The organism is Arthrobacter sp. SLBN-122 (assembly GCF_006715165.1).
In the GTDB taxonomy this organism is placed as follows: Bacteria; Actinomycetota; Actinomycetes; order Actinomycetales; family Micrococcaceae; genus Arthrobacter.
The window spans coordinates 2,062,547-2,080,995 of sequence record NZ_VFMS01000001.1 but is presented as its reverse complement, the minus strand read 5'-3'; the positions used below and the strand labels follow the sequence as shown (position 1 = coordinate 2,080,995).

General features: G+C 64.8%; 17 protein-coding genes. 10 read left to right on the top strand and 7 right to left on the bottom strand.

Annotation, left to right across the window (positions count from 1 at the left end):
• Nucleotides 1-13: 13 nt before the first annotated feature.
• On the top strand, nt 14-883 hold the full coding sequence (locus FBY36_RS09705; protein ID WP_142118907.1) for a ThuA domain-containing protein: 870 nt from the start codon (nt 14-16) through the stop codon (nt 881-883).
• 86 nt (nt 884-969) lie between these two features.
• On the opposite strand, the gene FBY36_RS09700 is transcribed toward FBY36_RS09705, so the two are convergent.
• Both FBY36_RS09700 and FBY36_RS09695 read right to left on the bottom strand, forming a co-directional pair.
• Nucleotides 970-1,944: a carbohydrate kinase family protein gene (locus tag FBY36_RS09700; RefSeq protein ID WP_268815572.1), complete on the bottom strand. Its 975-nt coding sequence runs from the start codon at nt 1,942-1,944 to the stop codon at nt 970-972.
• A gap of 9 nt (nt 1,945-1,953) precedes the next feature.
• On the bottom strand, nt 1,954-2,751 hold the full coding sequence (locus FBY36_RS09695) for an alpha/beta hydrolase (RefSeq protein WP_235008787.1): 798 nt from the start codon (nt 2,749-2,751) through the stop codon (nt 1,954-1,956).
• Nucleotides 2,752-2,898: 147 nt separating this feature from the next.
• On the opposite strand from FBY36_RS09695, the gene FBY36_RS09690 reads away from it, so the two are divergent.
• From FBY36_RS09690 to FBY36_RS09675, 4 genes are all read left to right on the top strand, one after another.
• The gene (locus tag FBY36_RS09690) at nt 2,899-3,546 is read left to right on the top strand and encodes a cyclodeaminase/cyclohydrolase family protein (RefSeq protein ID WP_142118901.1); all 648 of its coding nucleotides are present in this window, start codon (nt 2,899-2,901) and stop codon (nt 3,544-3,546) included.
• 121 nt (nt 3,547-3,667) lie between these two features.
• Nucleotides 3,668-4,618 (top strand): hypothetical protein, encoded by a 951-nt coding sequence (locus tag FBY36_RS09685; protein ID WP_142118899.1) that lies wholly within the window; start codon nt 3,668-3,670, stop codon nt 4,616-4,618.
• An 83-nt stretch (nt 4,619-4,701) separates the two neighbouring features.
• Nucleotides 4,702-5,073: a hypothetical protein gene (locus tag FBY36_RS09680; RefSeq protein ID WP_142118897.1), complete on the top strand. Its 372-nt coding sequence runs from the start codon at nt 4,702-4,704 to the stop codon at nt 5,071-5,073.
• An 80-nt stretch (nt 5,074-5,153) separates the two neighbouring features.
• The gene (locus FBY36_RS09675) at nt 5,154-5,891 is read left to right on the top strand and encodes an SDR family NAD(P)-dependent oxidoreductase (protein ID WP_142118895.1); all 738 of its coding nucleotides are present in this window, start codon (nt 5,154-5,156) and stop codon (nt 5,889-5,891) included.
• A 98-nt stretch (nt 5,892-5,989) separates the two neighbouring features.
• Here FBY36_RS09675 and FBY36_RS09670 read toward each other — a convergent pair whose 3' ends face one another.
• From FBY36_RS09670 to uriH, 3 genes are read right to left on the bottom strand one after another with little or no spacing between them, the layout of a single operon-like run.
• Nucleotides 5,990-6,952, bottom strand: coding sequence for a ribokinase (locus tag FBY36_RS09670; protein WP_142118893.1), 963 nt, complete (start codon nt 6,950-6,952; stop codon nt 5,990-5,992).
• Nucleotides 6,949-8,394, bottom strand: coding sequence for a uridine transporter UriT (gene uriT, locus FBY36_RS09665; RefSeq protein WP_142118891.1), 1,446 nt, complete (start codon nt 8,392-8,394; stop codon nt 6,949-6,951). Before uriT ends, FBY36_RS09670 begins: the two co-directional genes overlap by 4 nt.
• Nucleotides 8,395-9,501 (bottom strand): uridine-preferring nucleoside hydrolase UriH, encoded by a 1,107-nt coding sequence (gene uriH, locus FBY36_RS09660; protein ID WP_142118889.1) that lies wholly within the window; start codon nt 9,499-9,501, stop codon nt 8,395-8,397. It abuts the gene before it with no gap.
• Between the two features lie 159 nt (nt 9,502-9,660).
• Here uriH and FBY36_RS09655 point away from each other — a divergent pair, with 159 nt between their 5' ends.
• Complete coding sequence (locus FBY36_RS09655) at nt 9,661-10,707, top strand: LacI family DNA-binding transcriptional regulator (RefSeq protein ID WP_142118887.1); 1,047 nt, start codon at nt 9,661-9,663, stop codon at nt 10,705-10,707.
• Nucleotides 10,708-10,753: 46 nt separating this feature from the next.
• Entirely contained in the window at nt 10,754-11,860 is a 1,107-nt protein-coding gene (locus FBY36_RS09650) for a GTP pyrophosphokinase (RefSeq protein WP_142118886.1), read from the top strand.
• Nucleotides 11,861-12,137: 277 nt separating this feature from the next.
• Here FBY36_RS09650 and FBY36_RS09645 read toward each other — a convergent pair whose 3' ends face one another.
• A complete protein-coding gene (locus FBY36_RS09645) occupies nt 12,138-12,734 on the bottom strand; it encodes a hypothetical protein (protein WP_142118884.1) in 597 nt (198 codons plus the stop codon).
• Between the two features lie 1,364 nt (nt 12,735-14,098).
• On the opposite strand from FBY36_RS09645, the gene FBY36_RS09640 reads away from it, so the two are divergent.
• The 3 genes from FBY36_RS09640 to FBY36_RS09630 all read left to right on the top strand — a co-directional run bounded on the left by FBY36_RS09640 (nt 14,099) and on the right by FBY36_RS09630 (nt 16,799).
• Nucleotides 14,099-14,587 carry a hypothetical protein gene (locus tag FBY36_RS09640; protein ID WP_142118882.1) on the top strand — a complete coding sequence of 163 codons (489 nt, stop codon included), beginning with the start codon at nt 14,099-14,101 and terminating at the stop codon, nt 14,585-14,587.
• Nucleotides 14,588-14,780: 193 nt separating this feature from the next.
• Complete coding sequence (locus FBY36_RS09635) at nt 14,781-15,830, top strand: DUF4238 domain-containing protein (RefSeq protein ID WP_142118880.1); 1,050 nt, start codon at nt 14,781-14,783, stop codon at nt 15,828-15,830.
• Nucleotides 15,831-16,196: 366 nt separating this feature from the next.
• The gene (locus FBY36_RS09630; protein WP_142118878.1) at nt 16,197-16,799 is read left to right on the top strand and encodes a recombinase family protein; all 603 of its coding nucleotides are present in this window, start codon (nt 16,197-16,199) and stop codon (nt 16,797-16,799) included.
• Nucleotides 16,800-16,921: 122 nt separating this feature from the next.
• On the opposite strand, the gene FBY36_RS09625 is transcribed toward FBY36_RS09630, so the two are convergent.
• Entirely contained in the window at nt 16,922-18,364 is a 1,443-nt protein-coding gene (locus tag FBY36_RS09625) for an MFS transporter (protein WP_235008786.1), read from the bottom strand.
• Between the last annotated feature and the right edge of the window lie 85 nt (nt 18,365-18,449).

The following is an 18,449-nucleotide window of genomic DNA, read 5'->3' as shown; positions in this document are numbered from 1 at the left end:
AGGCAGTACTGGCATGGCCGACACACTGAACGCCCTTATCCTCTCCGGACATATGACCCGGGAACACGACAACGAATTCCGCAGCTTCCGCCTGCACAACCAGTGCCTGACCTCCGTACTGGAGGACACCGGCCGTTTCCGCGTCCGCGTTATGGAGGATCCGCGCGGCTTGGGGGCAAGCGTCATCGACAAGTACGACGTTGTGATCGTGGTGTTCGAGGGCCGCGACGGCTACCACGAAAAGGCGGTGGGCTTCGGCGCGGAGACCGACGCTGCCCTGCTGAAATTTGTCCGCGAAGACGGCAAAGGCATGGTCTGGTTCCACGGCTCCGCTGTACAGGAGGACGATTGGGGCTACCCCGGGGAGTACAACACCATGCGGGGCGCGAAACTCAGCGTTCCCACCGGCCTGCGTCCCCGTCCGTGGGGCGAGGCCCTGCTGCAGACAGCGGAGCCCCGCCATCCCATCACCGAGGGCATCAGCAAAACCTGGACGGTGACCGGCGACGACATCCTCACCGGCGTGGAACTGAACGAAGGCGCAGAAGTGCTTCTTTCGGTGTTCGACGACCTGGAATCATACGAGCAGGCACCGATGTGGCCGATGTCCCACTATCCGGTGGCCATCCCGGCGGAGGGACTAAGCGGGCTTCCCGGCATCAACACCCTGCAGCCGCTGGCCTGGATCAACAACTATGGGGAAGGCCGCAGCTTCACCATCACCATCGGGCACGACATTGACACCTTCCGGCGGATTGAGTTCATCAGGATGTTCCCCCGCGGCGTCGAATGGGCGGCCACGGGAAAGGTCACTCTCGAGGGGCCGGACCGCCGTGGTGAGCGGCGTTTCCTTCCGTGGCCCTACTACAACCACGAGGGGTAGCAGCTACCCGCCAACCGCCCATCGAATGCTCCGCAGATGCCGTTTTGAGCCACCATGACGACATTTACGGAGCAATCGATTCTTGCTTAAGAGTTCATATCAACCGCGTTCAGCTCGGCCCGGGTCGGCGGGTTGGCACCGGGGCGGGAAACCGTGACGGCAGCGGCCCTGGCTGCATGGGCCAACAGTTCAGCCAGCCCCTCGGCCGGCAGTTCCCGCAGCTCCTGCCGGTTCTGCGCGCCGTCCAACTCCCGGTCCACCAGGCCGGACAACAGCGCCGCCATGAAGGAGTCCCCGGCCCCCACGGTGTCCGCCACGTCCACCTTTGGCGCGGGCACCCTGGCCTCGCCGGACCGACACACGCCCCAGGGTCCATCCGCGCCCCGGGTGACAACCACCATCGCAGGGCCTTCCTCTCCCCCCAGCTCCAGCCACTTGCGGGCCGAGTCCAGCACGTCCTGCCCCGGGTAAAGCCAGGCCAGGTCCTCATCGGAGGCCTTCACCACGTCGGCGAGCGTCACGAACTTTTCCGCCTGCCGCCGGGCGTAGTCCACGTCGGTGATGATGCTGGGCCGGCAGTTGGGATCGAAGCTGATGGTGGCGGACGGGTGGGCATATTCGACGGCGGCCAGCACCTCGGTTGCCCCGGGCGCCAGCATCGTGGCAATGGAGCCGGTGTGCAGCAGCGTGGTGCCCTGCAGCATGAAGCCGAGCCGGTCCGCGACGCCCGGCAGCTCCCAGGTGAGGTCGAACGTATAGGTGGCGGCGCCGTCGTCGTCAATCAACGCGGTGGCCACGCTGGTGGGCAACCCGTCCGGAGGCAGCGGCAGCATCACCGAACTGGCGCGCAGGTGGGCCGCCACCGAATCGCCGTAGGCGTCCCGGCCGTAGCGGCCGATGAACTGCACCGGATGGTCCAGCCGGGCCAGGCCCACCGCAACGTTGAGCGGGCTGCCGCCCACGTGGGCCTCAATTCCCGAGGCGCGCTGGACAACGTCAACAAGGCCTTCGCCGATAACTGTGAGCATGGTCATACTCTGCCAGAAACAGGGCCGGGTCAGCAGTTCGTGTCAGCGGAGCAGCCGGCCCACGAGCTCCCGGCACGTCAGATACGCCTCCGCCGTAACGTCGATCAGGGCGAAGTGGTCCCCTGGCACCATGACCAGCTGTGCCGGCACGGGTCCGGCCCGGCTGGCGTCCACATAGGTGGCGGACATGCTGAGGGGAACGTCGTCGTCCTTTATGCCGTGTACGGCATAAACGGGAAGATCCAACGGCAGTGCGGCCATGGGGTCGCCGATGCGGTGGCGCCCGGGAAATTCCGACGACGGGCCTCCCAGCAGGTTTGCCACCGCCCCATCGCTGAGGTTCAGCCGTTCAGCCTCGGCAAGGTTGAGGACGCCCGATTGGCTCACCACCCCGGTGAGGCGGACGCCGTCGCTGCTGTTGTCCACCTGGCCGCCTTCCCCAAGCACAAGCCCCTCCAGTTTGGGTCTGCCTGCCGCCCACACCGCCAAATGGCCGCCGGCGGAATGCCCCAGCGCCACCACTTTGCGCAGGTCCAGCGCGTGCGGTTCCACCAGGTCGGCCAGCTTGTCGATACCGGCCAGAATGTCCTCGAAAGTAGCCGGCCAGCCCCCGCCGTTACCCGCGCGCCGGTACTCGAGGTTCCAGGCCGCCATACCCTGCTCCGCCAGGTCCTTCGCCAGCGGAGCACCCAGTTCGGCCCCATAGGTGGAACGCCAGTACCCGCCGTGGATCACCACCACCACGCCCTGGTGCCTGGCGCCCGCCGGAAGGTCAGGGAGGAAAAGCTCACCCCACTGGCTGGGGTCCTGGCCGTAGTGGTGGCGGTGGCGTTGTGTCACACTGGCCCACTTTAGCTGCCCGAACCGCCGGGAGTACCGCATGTTTCCGGGACTCCCCACGCCAAAAGTGGGCCAGAAGCGCACGCTGCCTGACGCCGTCGTCCTCGCCCCGTTTAGCCCGGCGCGTTTCTGGGCACGGTTCCTGGCATGAATGAAACTGTTGTGACCACCCAGGGGTCAACGGTGGAAGAGTGGACGCGCGCGCTGGCAGAATCCACCGGCTCACCGGGCGGAGGAGCCGGGACGGGGCTGATGCTCGCCGTCGCCGCGTCGCTCACGTCCATGGTGGCCGGCTACAGCGGGGACGGCGGCGGGGAGCCGGCAGGGATCCGGACGCGGGCACGGGCACTGCGTGAGGAAGCCCTGCGCCTGGCGGATGACGACGCGTCCGCTTCCAAGGCGTTCGGGGCCGCCTTCCGGCTGGAGCCGGGACCGGAGCGGGACGAAGCGATCCGCCGCGCCTCCCTGGACGCCGCCGCCTCCTCTGCCGTGCTCGGCGAGCGGGCCATTGCCGCCATTGACGACCTCGCCTGGCTGGCAACCAACGGCAACCGGTCGCTGGTGGCTGATGTCGTCGTCGCGTTTGGTGCCCTTCGGGCCGCCGTGGCCGGGGCGCGCACCAACGTCAGCTTTGACCTCGGGTCCCTGCGGTCCGCCGGCGCCACCCTGGACCAGGTCCGGGAACAGCAACCGGAGCTGTGGGAAGCCGTGGAGAAACTCAACGGCGCCATGGACCGCATCGATCAACTGACGGCCGCGATCGATCACCGCGCCGCCCCCACCGACGCCACCTGACCTGCCAAACCCGTTTCAAAGCTTCATCTTGGTTGCACCGGTCACCCGTTGGACTCTGCCCCTGACCTGTGCTTATGGTGGGCAGCATTGTTTGCCGGTGAGCCTGGGGGAGGCGTACAACGTGAAGTCAAGACTCGATGCCTGGGCGTTTCTCCGCCCGCTGCTGCTTGCCCTGGCGGCGGCTGCATCGTGGATCGCTTTGTCCGCCGCGGGCGCATCTGCCGACTCTTCCGCTTCCAGCGACTCACTCCCCGGTCCGTCTACCGTAATCGCTGTCCCTGCCACCGTGGCCCATCCGGCCAGGGACGTCCTGGAACCGGTAGAAGCAGGGCTGGGCGGCAACCTGGCATCAGCTCCCGCTTCCTCCATCCCAACGCCGGACACAACGCCCCCCATCCATGAGGCAGTGGAGGAAGTGACGGGCCTGGTTGATGAGGTTGTGGAGACCCTTCCGGTGGTCGACCGGATGGTGCCGGGCGCCACGGTGCCGGCAGTGGTGAATCCCGTGGTCGGCACCGTGGACGGCCTCGTCGACGGGGCCGCGGGGACTCTTGTTCCCCTGGCCGGTGCAGCCCTTGAACCGCTTGACCCCGTCCTTGATCCGGTCATCAGCGCCGTGCCGCTGCCAATGGCGGCGCCGGCAGGTGCACCCGTCGGCTCTCCGCCCGTGGTTACCCAGGTGCCGCAGGCGAGTGGGGACGCGGCGCCCCGCCCGGCCGAAGCGGCAGCTGAGCCTGAGGGCACTGTGCCCGTTTCCGCCCGTGCGACCAGCTCCGAGATCCTGCAACGTAACGGCGTGGCCTGCGACGCACATCTGAGGCCCGCATCCGCAACGGCGGTGCTGTCCGCGGCAGGCCCTGGAGACGCACCGGTCGATGCACCGCAAGAACCCGCCATTCCCGCCGTCACCACGGGAGGAAGCAGCCCGTCCAGCGGACACGGCTCAACCATGCCGGCATGGCTCGGCGCCTATCATTTCCAGATCCCTGCGGTCGGCACGGCTGCCGTCCAGGCCAGGTTGTTGGCTGTCCCCGCACCGGTGTCCTTCGACCCCGGTTCATCTCCTGACTAGTTGAGGCCCTTCCGCATCCACAGGCGGAAACGAGCCCAAACCGGTCTATGCAGTAGGCCCAGTCCAACTTTCAGGAGAACTTCATGATGCACCGTAATATCCGTGGCTGCCTGCTCGGCGCCCTGATCGCCCTCAGCCTTTTGCCTTCAGGTGGCGTCGCCGCCCACGCCGCGGACACCGCCTCCGGGACCCAAGGACTGCCGTCCGGTATCCGAGCGGCAACCCCCATCAACTCCTCTACCGGTCTCGGGGCCACTCCCCCGCCGGTTACCCTGCAAGCTGTAACAACGGCCGCAGTGACCACTCCCGTGCTGGCCCGTCCGGGCACGGAAATCCCCGCGGCCCAGCCCTCGGCCATCAACGCAGGCGTCAACAGCGGGCTGCTGGTGGTGGGCGTGCTGCTCCTGGCCTTCGGAGGACTGCTGGCGCTGATCCTGGGCAGGAAGCGCAGCTGATCCTGTACCGCGTGGGGCATGGACTGGACAGCAGGGGCTACGGGTAGCGTAGGGACCACCACGAGGGACAGAGGGCCCGCATGGCACGCGTCTTCATCACCGGATCCACGGACGGGCTGGGCCGGGCAGCAGCGGCGTCACTGCTGCGGGACGGCCACGAGGTGATCGTGCACGCCCGTTCCGCCCGACGGGTCCCCGCGCTCCAGCACCTCCTGGACCGCGGGGCCCAACTGGTGACCGGCGACCTCAGCATTGAAGAGGAAGTCCGGCAGATCGCTGCTGAGGCCAGCGGGATCGGCGGCATTGATGCGGTCATCCACAACGCGGGCGTGCTGGACGGCCCGGCGCTGCTGCCGGTGAACGTGGTGGCGCCATACCTGCTGACCGCCCTCATCCCCGGACCGCGCCGGCTCATCTACCTCAGCAGCGGCATGCACCGCGGTGGCGATACCGGCCTGGAGGGCCTGGACTGGGCAGGACGGACGACGACGGCCTCCTACTCCACCACCAAGCTGCAGGTCACTGCGCTGTCGGCAGCGGTGGCCCGGCTGGTGCCGAGCGTCGCCAGCAACGCCGTGGACCCTGGCTGGGTGCCCACGCGCATGGGCGGTCGGTCGGCACCGGACAGCCTCGAATTGGGGCACCGGACCCAGGAGTGGCTGGCCACCAGCGACGATCCAGCCGCGTTGGCCAGCGGCGGCTACTGGTACCACCAGCGCCGGAAAGCCCCGCATCCGGCCGTGATGGACATCCAGTTCCAGGACGCCCTCCTGGCCCGGCTCGCCGCGCACACCGGAGTGACCCTCGAGGCGCTGTAGATCCCATCCATTGCTCCGTACTTGTCGTTTTCGCGCGTGAAAACGACAAGTACGGAGCAGTCGATGGGGTTTATTGAGTTGAGTGCCCGCTATTGGGGTCAGGAGGCCCGGAGGCGGCGTTCGACGTCGGCCGTGTCCGGGTACGCCGCCTGCGTCCCTTTGCGGGTGGTTGCCAGGGCCGCGGCAACGGAGGCGAAGGCGGCGGCATCGGCGAGCGCATCGCCGGCGGCCAACCGCACAGCCACCGCTCCAGTGAACGCGTCCCCGGCGCCGGTGGTGTCCACGGCGTGCACCTGGGTGGGCTGGACAAGAGTCACGCCGGAGCCGGCCGGAGCCAGCGAGTCCAGCACCACTGACCCCTGCGAACCCAGTGTCACCAGCACCTGCTGGATCCCGCGGGCAGCAAAGCGCTCACGCACCGCATCCCACTCGCCGGCAGCCGCACCAACCTCCGGCACCGCAACTCCAAGGAATTGCGCGGCCTCGTGGGCGTTGACCAGCAGGACGTCCGCCAGCCCGGCCAGAGCTGACGGGATCTCCGCATAGGGCGAGAGATTCAGCAAAACTGTGGCGCCGGCGTCGTGCCCTGCCTGGGCGGCGGCCAGCACCGTGTCCATGCCGACCTCGAGGCAGAGGCTCACCACGGCAGCCCCGTCCAGCACGTCCGCGGCGCCCGCAACGTCGTCCGGGGACAAAGTGCCGTTGGCCCCGGCCGAGATGATGATGTTGTTCTCGCCGCTGGCGTCCACGGCGATGACGGCCACGCCGGTGGGTTCACCTGAGGTCCGCACGTGCCCAACATCCACGCCGGCACCGGCCACCGAAGCCTCCAGCATGGCACCGTTGGCATCCTTCCCCACGGCACCCACCAGGCTGACGCGCCCGCCCAAACGGCCGGCAGCGACGGCCTGGTTGGCGCTCTTGCCGCCCGGGTTCACGGCGAACCCGTTGCCTTGGACGGTTTCGCCGGGCTGCGGGAGGCGTTCGCAGTAGATGGTGAGGTCGGCGTTGAGGGAGCCGACGACGACGATCCGGCCGGTGTTCCCCCCCGCGGCGCTCACCGGGCCACCTCAGCCGGGGCCACCTCTGCCTCGACCGGCTTGGGGATCAGCAGGGACGCGGCGAACGCGGCCACGGTCAGAGCCAAGCCGACCACCACGACGGTCAGGTAGGCGGCCTTCGCGTCGCCAAGTGCGGAGGTGGCCACCAGCACGGCGGGCAGGATTAGGAAGCTGAGGCCCGCGCCCAGGTTGAACGCACCGGCGTTCATGCCGGGCAGGAAGCCGGGGTTGCCGGCGGGCGAGAGGACAACGCCGAGTCCGTTGAGCATGATGTTGACCGTACCGGCGTACATGATGCCCAGCAAGACCGTGCCGGCGATCATCAGGGGCAGGCTGTTCAGGCCCAGGAAGGCAATCAGCGCGAGCGCGGCGATGCTGCCCAGGAGGCCGATCCGCAGCACCTTGGTGTAGCCGAGCACCGGCGCCAGCTTGCCGGAGAGCGGGCCCACCAGCCAGCCCAGCAGCGCGTACGGGGTGAGGATGATCAGCGACATCTCGGTGGGACCCACGCCGAAACCGGGGTTTGCGGCCTGGACGTAGGCGGGGACGATCCCGTTGATGACGGCGAAGATGCCGGTCATGGTCAGTGTGGTGGTCAGCAGCGGCGCCCAGGTGGAGCGCTGGCGCAGGTGCACTGTTTCCACCATGGGCTGCGCGGCCCGCTGTTCGGTCCGCCAGAAAGCAAAGAACGCGACGGCGGACACCAGTACCAGGGCCACGCTCAGGACCAGCACGCCTGGGTTAAATCCGCCCACCAGCTTGGCGGCCTCGTTGAGCGCGGTCAGCAGGGCGCCGACGGCCACCACGATGAAGAACACGCCCAGCCAGTCCATCCGCGTGCCGGCGGCAGGCTTGCTTTCGGAGGCGAGGAACATGATGAGGGCGGTGGCGGCAACGGCCAGGACCACCATGAGCCAGAAGATGCTGCGGAAACCGAAGTGCTCCGCGAAATAGCCGCCCACGAAGGAGTCGACGCCGGCAACGCCGCCGTTGACCGCGGTGATCAGGCCCATCAGCGTTCCGTACTTGCGCGGGTTGCTGACGGCGGAGCGGAGCATGATCAGGCAGAGCGGCACGGTGGGTCCGCTGACGCCCTGGATGATGCGGCCCACGAACAGCCAGGTGACGTCCGGGGCGAGGGCTGCGATCACGGAACCCACGGCCATGAGCAGCATCATGCCCACCAGGACCTTCTTGCGGCCGATGATGTCGCTGAGGCGGGGCAGGAAGAGGGAGAAGAGCGCGGCGGCGGTGAAGAACCAGGTCTGGGAGAGGCCGATGACGGCCTGGTCGGTCTTGAGTTCCTGGCCCATGGTCACCAGGGCGGGGCTGAGCATGGAGGCGTTGAGCTGGAACGCCACGCAGGCTGCCAGCAGGGCGGTCATCAGGGCGGCGATGTTGCCGCGGCCGGTCTTGGCGTCGGCCATGGTTGCGGCGGCCATCTACTTGACCCCTCCGGCGGTGAGGTGGGCACTTTCGGGGCGTACGACGTCGGCCGCGTTGCCTTTGCTGGGCGACGCACCTTGGCGCGCGTCGCCGTCGTCCGCGTTGGTTTTGCTGGTTGGCTCGCCGATGCGGACCAGCGCGTCGGTGACGAGGTCCCAGAACCGTGCGTGGTCCAGATCGACCGCCACGCTGGTGTGGCAATCCGCGGGTGCCGGGGCGCGGAAGTCCGCCACCGTCATGCCCAGGGTGAGGGTGCCCTGCAGTTCGATGTTGACGGGCACTTTCCGGGTGCTCACGATGCTGGGGTCGATCACGTACGCCACGGCACAGGGATCGTGGACGGGCGGGTAGTCGAAGCCCTGAGCGTCCTTGTAGGTGTGGGCGAAGAAGTCCATCAGTTCGGTGACGAACTTTGCCGGTCCGGTGCCGATCGCGGCAATTTTCTCCACGACCTCCGGGGTGGCCAGCGCCTGGTGGGTGAGGTCCAGTCCCACCATCACCACGGGCCACTTCTCGTTGAAGACGATGTGCGCGGCCTCGGGGTCGATGATGATGTTGAACTCGGCCACGGCGCTCCAGTTGCCCACGTGGTAGCCGCCGCCCATGAGGACCACTTCCTTGACGCGTTCCACGATCCGCGGCTCCTTGCGGGCGGCCATGGCGATGTTGGTCAGGCCGGCGGTGGGCACCAGGGTGACGGTGCCGGGTTCGTGGGCCATGACGGTGTCGATGATGAGGTCGACGGCGTGGCGCGGGTCCAGCTCGATGGTGGACTCGGGCAGCGCGGGGCCGTCCATGCCGGACTCGCCGTGGATGTCCGGCGCGGTTTCGATGCTGCGGACCAGTGGACGGGGGCAGCCGGCCGCGAAGGGGACACCGGTGATGCCGGCGATGGTGCCCACGGCCAGGGCATTGCGGGTGACTTTTTCGAGGGTCTGGTTGCCCACCACCGTGGTGACGGCAAGGAGTTCGATGTTGGGGTTGCCGTGTGCCAGCAGGAGGGCCACGGCGTCATCGTGGCCGGGGTCGCAGTCCAGGATGATCTTGCTGGGCTCTGTCTGGTTCGCTTGGGGATTTGGTTCCACGATGGTTCTCCACGTCATTGGGGCCTGCCTGGGCAGGGATTCAGTATTCCGGGAGGAATCATGGCAGGCTTTTGTGGCCTGCGTCAAACGCTTAACGTTGCTTTTCCGTTTGTGCACGTCAAACGCTTGATGTCCTGCGGCTGCTGGTGGGTTCGACGCTGCGACTAGGATCGAAGTATGGATTCCGGGGAACAGGTGCAGCAGCGGGCGCGGCCCCGGCGGGTGACGGCAGCCATGGTCGCGGCCCGGGCCGGAGTCTCTGTGGCCACGGTGTCGCTGGTGGCCAATGGCAAGACGGCGGGCCGAGTGTCCGAGGACAATATTTCCCGGGTGCAGGAGGCCATCGCCGAGCTGGGGTACGTGGTGGACGGCATCGGCAGCTCGCTGGCCAAGGGCGTCAGCTCCATTGTGATCCTGGTGGCGCCGGACATCTCCAACCCATTCTTCGCCAAGGTGATCGGCGGGGTGCGGGAGGCTCTGGGTCCGCAGTACCAGCTGCTGCTCTCCGTCACGGATTCGGGCGAGTTTCCCAAGGCCGACGACGTGCGGAAGCTGATGTCCCTGCGCCCGGCGGGGCTTCTGGTTGACGCACCGAACGCCGGCTTCCTGGCCGATCTTTCCATTGCGGGCCCCCTGGTCCTGCTGGACGCCCCCGGCTTGGAATCGGCCGCTCCAGCCGTGAATCTTGACGTCGCACAGGGCGCCCGGGCGTTGGCCGCACACCTGGCTGACGCCGGGCACAGGGAAGCGGCCTATGTGGACAGCGTGACTGGCACCGAGACGTTCGCGGTCCGGCGTGCGGCGTTCCTGGCGGAAGCCGCCTCCCGCGGCATCACCGTAAGCCCGGAGCGGATCATCAGCACCACCATCGACGTCGGCGCGGCGGCGCACGCGTTTGCCGAAGCGTGGCCGGACTGGCAGCGCGCGGGCGTATCCGCCGTCGCCTGCGCCACCGACACCCATGCGTACGGGGTGCTGCAGGAAGCGCGCGTGGCAGGGATCCGGATCCCCGAGGAGCTGGCCGTGGCCGGGTTCGACGACCTGCCCTATTCGGCCACAAGCAATCCGGGCCTGACCAGTGTGCACCTGCCCGCCACCGCCCTGGGCCAGAAGGCCGGGGAGCAACTGCGCCGGCTCATGGAGGGCAAGTCGCTGGGGTCCGGCGGCGTCACCCTGGAGACCTCGCTGGTAGTGCGCGGCTCCACGTCAGCCGCCGCAACGTAAAGACCCCTAACGGCTTCCTGTCGGACCCCCGCCGTAAGCTGGGATTATGCCGAGTAACTGGGAAAGCCTGGACGAGCCGCTGCGTGAGTCGGTGCAGCACAACGTGGAGATTTATGAGCGCGTCCGGCCTGCCCTGAAGCTGGTTACCCGGGATGTCCTGCTGGTTTTGAGGGACATGCTGAAGGACAGCGAGGTCACGCCGCTGTTCGTTACCGGCCGCACCAAGACGGTGGAATCCTTCAAGGAAAAGATCTCGCGCACCGAGGAGCCGCTGGAGCCGGGTGGGCGGAGGCTCCTGAAGTTTCCGGACCCGTTCCGCACGCTCAATGACATGGTGGGCATCCGGGTGATCACCAAACTCCCAGCCGAGAACGCCGCAGTGGCCAATATCATCAAGCGTCAGAGGCAGCTTTTCGACTGCCGCGGCGACCGGGAAAAGGACATCGGGTCCATTGAGTCCGGCACTTACGGGTATTCGAGCCGGCACCTGATCCTGCGCACCATCCAGAACGAGGCCGTCAAGGAGTACCAGCAGGTTTTCAACCCGGATCTGCAGCCCAACGGCAGCTACTTCTTCGAGTGCCAGATCCGCACCATCTTTGCCCACGCCTGGAGCGAGATTGAGCACGATATCCGGTTCAAGGCCGAGGACCCGCGGGCCTGGACGCCGCACTTCGACCGGCAGTTCACGGCTACCGCCGCCATGCTGGAAACAGTAGAGACGGCCTTCGCTGACCTGCACGAACGGTATGAGGAAGTCCGGAGCTTCTGGGACATGGACGGCGAAGGGGCAGCGCCGCTCACGCCCAACCGGATCCGGGACGTCTGGCGGACCCTGCTCCCGCACGTGGACCGCAAGGTGGACGATGACTGGGGCTGGGCCGCCGAACTCCTCGCCGCGCACGGGATGAACCAGACCATGCAGCTGGCCGGTCTGCTCAGCGCCAACCGCATCACGGAAGTCCGCAAAGCCCTCGATCACCGCTACTCCCCCGGCCCGGACCGGCTCCTGGACGACCTCCTCCTCTGGCAGTACGGCACCAAGCACATCGATCTCACCGCGGAAGAGCCCGACGCCGTCCCGCACCCGCGGCGCGACAGCCTCCTTCGGCGGCTGCGGCAGATCGAGCGGTACAGGATGACGAAGAAGTAGGAGTCTGGTCCAGGGTTTTGACGAGCTGCGCCCTCAGCATGAGTCAGATCCGGGGAACGACCAGCAGGTCATCGACGAGGCGTTGCAGCCAACCAGCCTGTTCGACAGCACTCCCCTGAATCACCCCACCCCGCACTTCTACCAGCACGCTTACGAGGAGCTGCGGTTGGCTACCCGGGATCTGCTTCGCATACTGGGAGCGGATCCTGATAAGCGGAGCGGCGCCTGATGCAGGGCTGCGAGCACCGATAATTGGCCTCATGTCAACCTGGGAACATTATTGTCCGGTTGGCGTGGGGCGGGGTGTCACGGCGGTTAGATCTTCACAGCTGACTTTCTGAATCGAAGTCTTTGAGCCGTGGAACACGAGCAGATCGGAACCAGCGGCCGCTTTGACTTCCTGAGGTGCCGCAGCGGGGACGGAACTCAGGCTGTAGACGTCTTCGGGCCGGTCTGAATTTCCGGATACGACGCTTGCATCCGGCACGACTATCCGATAGTCAATAGTGTTCATGTGCGAGAACTCGAAGTCCAGGCCCAGGGCGGGGCAATCCGTTATGAAGGACTCGACGACGTAGTAGGGGCTCATATAATCCGCGTCCACTCCATAGCTGGAAAAACGAGCCTCCCATAGCCCGTCGCCTGCAACCCCCGAAACTCCAGGCGCCCCACAACCCTTCACGACGAAAATTTGGGGGTTGGCTCCGTCTTCTTGCTTCACCGGCTTGCCGTCCGCGTCCGGGTGGTTCTTGCGGCAGTCCGCAACGACGTCCGCTCCGGACCGGGTGGATACCCCCGATGCCGAACCCCCAGGGCTGCAGGCCGCGAGAGCCCCCAGGGACAGGATGAGGAAGACGATCCGTGTGGCATCCATAGCCAGCCTCCCTAGTGATGCGTGTTCATCCATTGTCGTCAAGATGTTCGCGGCGTTCCTAGGGTTTCCCCTCCCCTATTTGGGCTGGCCCATCACCTGCTACGTTGGGCTGCATTTTTGACCAGCGGCACGGTGTGCGTTATGTCCCAAAACCCTTTCGGTGGATTTTCATTGCTAATGAGCTGCAATTGAACTATCTAAGTTATCGAAATAATTCCTGGACATGCCCATAGGCTCATTTATCGATAGGCCGTTTCAACAGACCTCAAGGTCAGTTGCTCAGTCGTTGCTATTCCGGTTTTGACCAGCCAGCGCCCTTGGGCATCGGTGCCCTCACCAAAGGGGCTAGAGCTATCGGATGGGGGGTCAGCGCCGGCGAAACGAGTGAAATAGGACGTCTTACCATCACACAAGCCCAAGAACACGTAGTCTCCCGCCGACGGCATCCCGGCTATATGACTCCTCGTGCACATCGTGCCGTCAGTTAGTTTGAGGTATACATAATCCCCCACCTTTCCGGGCCTCGTGACAGGACCCGCAGTTCGCTGCGGAAGGCCCCGCAATACCTGCCAAGCCAGGTCCTTGCCCAGACACGCGTATTCGTCCTCACCGGAAGGATTGCGGATACAAAAGTCGTGTACCCCCGGACCTTGTGGTGCCTCACCTACACATAAGTAGGCGTCGGGGCGATCGGTGATTCGGGAGGGCATGCAGAAGTTCCCAGTTGACGGGGAAAGAAACACCGTTGGCACGGGTGACTCGTGGAGATCACGCCCCCAAGGGTCCACGGTAATGGCTCGCGTACCCGAGGCAGGAGCTGAGGTCGGTTGCGTAGGGTGGCTGTTTCCTGTCGCACTGCAGCCGCTTATTGCTCCGCAAGCTACGAGGCAACAAATAATTAAAAAGCTGCGCATGGAGACCTCCTAGGGTCGTGACAAGCACATTTTCAGGCCTGGAACTCTCCCGAGAATAGGGTTTGCATCCCGCATTTCGACGGAAGCCTCTACCCTCTGCCGGCACAACAGCTCAGTGCTGTGACCGATAGCCGACGTTATGTAAAGCTAATCCACTACCGTTGCATTCAATGCATCGGCCATTGGCAGCGGTCGTGAGCTCGCGTGCCGGTTAGCAAGCCGCCCGGCGGGGGATCCATTGGCGCTCCCGCACAGGAGCGCGGAAGGTCCTCGGGCTCGCTGAAAGCCTGACGTTCACACCGTACGAGTGTGAGGCGCCGCCACGGGATATAGAGATTCAAGGCCCGGCAGGGACTTTCTCAAGGGAGGTTGTAACCTCCCTTGACATCCAGGCTCCCGAACGCGAGACTTTGAGTACCAACCTCTCTTACAACCCCTCTTGGAGTTCAGATGCTCATTCCAATAACTGTCCACGTCCCCGAACACCGCGTGCAGGAGTTCCAAATCCGCTTTGGCGAGTTCATCGCAGAGGTTCCTGAGCCTGATGCGCCCACCCGGCTTCCATCGGGAACTGTCCCTGCATGGGTTGAGACCGGCGAAGCTCCCACCATCGCCGCTACCCTATGGGACAAGATCTCGCTGAGGGGGCAAGAAGTCCTCCTTCACATGATTCAGGGAACCGGTGACCAGACCATGCACTTCCTTCCAAGGGACATCGCAAAGGCTGTCTCAGACCCGAAAGGTGCGCCTGGCGTCGCAGGTACCCTCGGCGGCGTGGGGAAGGCGGTCCGTCGCGCAGGGCTTCCGCTGTACGTCACCCCCAAGGGCAAAAACTGGCACTACATCTGGGATTGGGACGGTGTGCGTTATTCCATGACCCCCGAGGTTGCTGCACTCCTGCGGGGTGCCGCAGACATCTCCCTTCGCTCCGACGGCTGAAAACCCGCCCGGAAAACCCAATTCAGAGGTACTCCCCCACCCATGTTCGAGGAGCCGATACCGACGTTATGTATGCTATCGGGAAGAGGGGATCCCTTGGAGGGTCCCGGAGGTGATTCGGGTCAGTCTCAGTAAACCCGCGACTCTGTGGGATGACCAGTTTGCGCTGCGGCCTGGGTGGCATGATGTCGACATGATGAGCAAAGACAGTAGCGGGAAGCTGCACCACTACGTGCCCCGAGGCTATCTTCGCGGATTCGCAACGGAGAAGGAACGCATCACCGTCTTGCCTCTCGACTCCGGTCGGCAGTCGTATACACCCTCAGTGAAGAACGTGGCGGCTCAGACACACTTTTACAGAGTGGAGGAACTAGAGGAGCCTGGTGCGTTTGAAACGGCGCTAAGCAGTATTGAGGGGGAAGGACTGGCAATTATCCGTAGGGTAATGCAAGGAGAGTTCCCACTCCCCGAAGTGGACCGCTGGAAGCTCTCCTACTATTCCGCTCTCCAGCACGTGCGAGGCCCCGACACTCGTCGAACTATAGAGCACCTACAGGCGAGTATGGTTCGCCTCGAAATAGGAGCGGGCGGTCGCCCCCACGCGAAGTCTTGGATCAAGAGAAACCTTGGGTTTGAGGCCACAGATCAGGAAGCGAACCGGCTATGGGATCAAGCGACGCAACCTGGAGGGCCTCCAATTAGGTTCTCAAACCTAAAGCACATCCAGCATCTGCTGGATACTGCCGAGCAAATCACGCCCTACCTAGCCGCTCGCCCGTGGTCGCTCATCCGCTTCAAAACTCGCTCGCTTATCACCTCCGATGCCCCGGTGAGCCTTGTCCGCAACCTCTCGGACGATGCCTGGCAGGGAGTCGGCTTTGCGACCGCCTGGGGTATCACTTTCCCCCTCACGCGAAAGATTGGCCTCTTGATGAGTGATCCCATGGTGATGGTCGAGCAGTACGACATCGACGATCCGCGCCTGCAGGAAATGAGAGCCGCGATACTGAGAGGAGATGCGGACCGAATACAGGCTGGCACAGCGGCTATGGAGAAGCTATTTAACGAACACACCGCGGAGCACGCACGAGAGTACCTCTTCCACCATCCCGATGATGGAAGCTACGTTCCCAAAAATCTTCACGAACCGACCCTCATAAACGCGAAGGTGGGAGGAATCGCTGATGCAGATTTCGATGGTCAGCCCTGGTTTGGCATGAAGTCTCCCGAAAGACATGAATAGGCACTTGGAGCGCAAGGACGCTACGAGATAGCCGGCTTCAAGACCGAAACGTCGTCAGTAGCGCGGAGACATCAGGAATTCAAGGTTGATTCAGGGAAGCCGAGGTGCCGGCTCTTCCCGCTCACCGGTAGTCTGGTTGGCCTCGTATCGCGCTCTTGCGGCCCAACACTAGTGAGCAGGGGTGAGCCGTGTCCGGTGCCGGGTTCGGCGCTGTTGCGATAAACGTGAGGCCTTCTTCGTCAAGATGCGTTTTTGCAAATCTGTCCTGCAAGTACACCCCGTCCCGACGATCCCGCGCGGTAGTCTTGACTTCCTTCTGTCACGGGCCTAGAACTCAACCTGACAGGACGAGGGTTGGAGGCGCCGGTGGCCGGACAGCGGATCGGGTACGTGCGGGTCAGCACGGTGGACCAAAACGAGAAGCGCCAGCTCGAAGGCCAGGTTCTGGACCGGGTCTTCACTGACAAGGCCTCCGGCCGGGACACTGCCAGACCTGAGCTGACCGAGCTGTCGCGGTTCGTCCGTGACGGGGACACCGTCGTCGTTCACAGCATGGACCGGCTCGCCCGTAACCTCGATGACCTGCGCGCCCTCGTCCAGAACCTCACCCGCAAAGGTGTGCGGGTGGAGTTCGTCAAGGAGAGCCTGGTCTTCACAGGCGAGGACTCCCCCATGGCCAACCTTATGCTCTCCGTCATGGGGGCATTCGCTGAATTTGAACGTTCCCTCATCAGGGAACGCCAACGGGAAGGGATCGCCCTGGCCAAGCAGCGCGGCGCGTACAAAGGGCGAAAAAAGACCCTCACCCCGGAGCAGGCGGCCGAGCTGGTCAGGCGGGCTGGCGGCGGCATTTCAAAAGTCGCCCTTGCCCATGATTACGGGATCAGCAGGGAGACGGTCTACCAGTACCTACGCCAAGCTAGGCTCGCGGGATCCTCCTCCCCCGCCGAGCCGCCCTTCTTGCCGTAGCTTTACGGAATCGCTGTTATCGGCGTTTATAAAGATCTGTGGGAGACGCCGCATAGCCAGTAGGCGCTGGCGTTTGACAACGCCAGCGCCTACCAAAGGCTGTTACGTAGAGAAAGTGGCTCTCAGACTGTTAGTTCGTCAGTGCTTGTGTCGGAGTTTTGGGCTTCGGGTGTTGGGTGTCCATTGAGCGTTGTTAGGGCCAGTACTCCAGCGATGACGAGAATAGCGGCGGCGACTAGCAACGCTGTACTGTAACCCGCTGTGAGAGCTGCCCCGAGGCTGACGCCGGCGCGTTCGTGCGGCGCTGAGATGGTGGCCGCGACAGCGGCCAGCACGGCTAGACCGAGAGCGACGCCGATCTGCTGGGCTGAGTTGAGCAGCGCCGAGGCGATCCCTGCCTTGTCCTGGTCGACGTGGTAAACGGCGGCCTGTGTGAGCGCTATGACGCCCAGGCCGAATCCGCCGGCGAGTACGAACATGGCCGGTGCCAGGTGGAGCCAGTAGTTGGCGTCCTCGGCGATGGTGGAAAACCAGAGCGCAGCGACGGCGCTGAGGAGTGCCCCCGTTGCAGCGACGACACGCGGTGCTATCTTCAGCAGAAGCTTCGGGGCACTACCGGCGCCCAGTATGAGTCCGGCAGCGAACGGCAGCCAGGCAGCACCGGTCTGGAGCGGGCTGAATTGCTGGACCTGCTGGAGGTAGAGGGTGATGACATAGAAAGTGCCCATCGGGCCAATGGCGAGCAGGAGCATGGTGGCGTAGGCGCCGGCACGGTTGCGGTCCCTGAAGAGGCTTAGGGGCACCAGTGGGTTTTTGCTGCGCGCTTGAGTGAGTGTGAACACCAGGAGCAGGACGGCGGAAGCGCCGAAGAGTACCAGCGCTGCCGGATCAGTGAATCCGGCCTCACCGAAACGTGTGATGGCGTACACGAGTGCGACCATTCCGCCGGTGGCCAGTACCGCGCCGAGGATGCCGAGCTGTCCCTGGTGACCGCCGGTGGCCGGGAGGGTCCGGCTGCCCAGGAGAACGAGCAGACCGATGGGGATGTTGATGAAGAACACCCAGCGCCAGCCGAGGGTGTTCGTCAGGACGCCTCCAAGGAGCAGGCCTATGACGAGGCCGAGGGCGGACATCGCCCCATAAAGGGACAGCGCTGTGTCGCGCATCTTACGGTCAGGGAACGTCGTTGAGATCAGCGCCAAGGCGTTGGGGGCTGCCATAGCTGCACCCAATCCCTGGGCGGCCCTGGCGACAATGAGCATTTCTGTGGTTTGCCCGAGCCCTCCGGCCAAGGAAGCCACTACGAAGATTGCGATGCCCAGCTGCAAGGTGCGCCGCCGGCCCCACAAGTCGCCGAGACGCCCGCCCAGCAGGAGGAGTGCGCCGAACGCCAGGATATAAGCGTTTACAACCCACGGCAGGTGAAGGGCTTCCACGCCCAACTCCCGCTGGATGCTGGGCAGCGCAATGTTCACAATCGAGTCATCCAGCACCAGCATCATCTGTGTAGTTGCTATGACCAGCAGGGGTATCAAACCGCTCTGCCGTCCTGTTTTGGGTGCCACTTCGTCTCCTACGTCCCAGACGGGACTTGCTCCAGTTGCTAGTACAGCACCGATACCCCTAGGGGGTATCTTGCGACCAGTAGTC